The 1,178-nt window shown below is 72.2% G+C and carries 1 protein-coding gene; it reads right to left on the reverse strand.

Annotated elements, in window-relative coordinates:
• On the reverse strand, positions 1–1,178 hold a 1,178-nt coding region (locus tag AC31A1_RS51700; RefSeq protein ID WP_489659958.1), incomplete at both ends, for an MFS transporter.

The raw sequence follows: 1,178 nt of genomic DNA on the forward strand, positions 1-1,178 counted from the left end.
ACCCCCATCAGTCCGCCCGCCCACACCGAGGTCCGCACCCCGGTCAGGGCGGCCATGCCACCGGACCTGACCTGGCCCAGCTGCGGGCCCACCGAGTAGGACAGCAGCTCGATCCCGGCGAGCCGGCCGCGCAGCTCGTCCGGGATCGTCTGGTTCCAGATGACCCCGCGGAAGATGCCGCTGACCATGTCGCAGCCGCCCGCGACGGTGAGGAACAGCAGCACCAGCCACACGTTGCCGACCGCGCCCGCGCAGGCGATCGCCGCGCCCCACAGCGCCGCCGCCAGCACCACCATCCGCCCGTGCCGGTGGATCCGCGAGGTCCAGCCGCTGGTCACACTCACCAGCAGGGCACCGGCCGGGACGGTCGAGTACATCAGCCCCAGCGCCCACGGCGCGTGCAGATCGTCCGCGAGGAACGGCAGCACCGCCAGCGGCATCGCGAAGAACATCGCCGCGAGGTCGATGGCGTACGTGCCGAGGAGTTCCTTGCGGCTCCAGGCGTAGCGGGCGCCCTCCGCGATCGACTTCAGCGACGGCTTCTGCGTCTCGTGGGCGCCGGGAGAGGAGGCGATACGGAAGATCAGGACCACGGACAGCGCATACGTCACCGTGTCCGCCGCGAACGCGTAGGGCAGCCCCGCGAACGCCACGACCACCCCCGCCACCGCCGGCCCGGTGACCCCGCCGACCGTCCAGCGCAGGGAGTTGAGCGCCGACGCGGCCGTCATGTGGTCGTGCGCCACGATCCGCGGCCACAGCGAGTCCAGCGCGGGCCGCTGGATCGCACCGAGGACGGAGGTCAGGGCCGCGATCACATACAGCAGCCATACGGCGGGCTCCGGCAGCAGCGAGTTGAACAGCAGCGCCCCGCACAGCACCCCGAGCCCGGCCTCGGTCCACACGATCAGCTTCCGCTTGTCCCACGCGTCGGCGAGCGCACCGCCGTAGAGCCCGAACACGATGAGCGGCACCAACTCCACGGCGCCGACCGCGCCCACCGCCGCCGCGGAGCCGGTGAGTTCCTTGATCTGCACCGGGAGCGCGACGAACGTCAGAAAACTCCCGAAGCTCGACACCAGCCCCGCGACCCAGAGCCTGCGGAAGTCGGCGGAGGCGTGCCAGGGGGCGAGGTCGGGGAGGAGGGCGCGGTCGGCGCCGTGGAGTTGGTGCCGCTC

Source organism: Streptomyces sp. P5F9 (assembly GCF_057961495.1).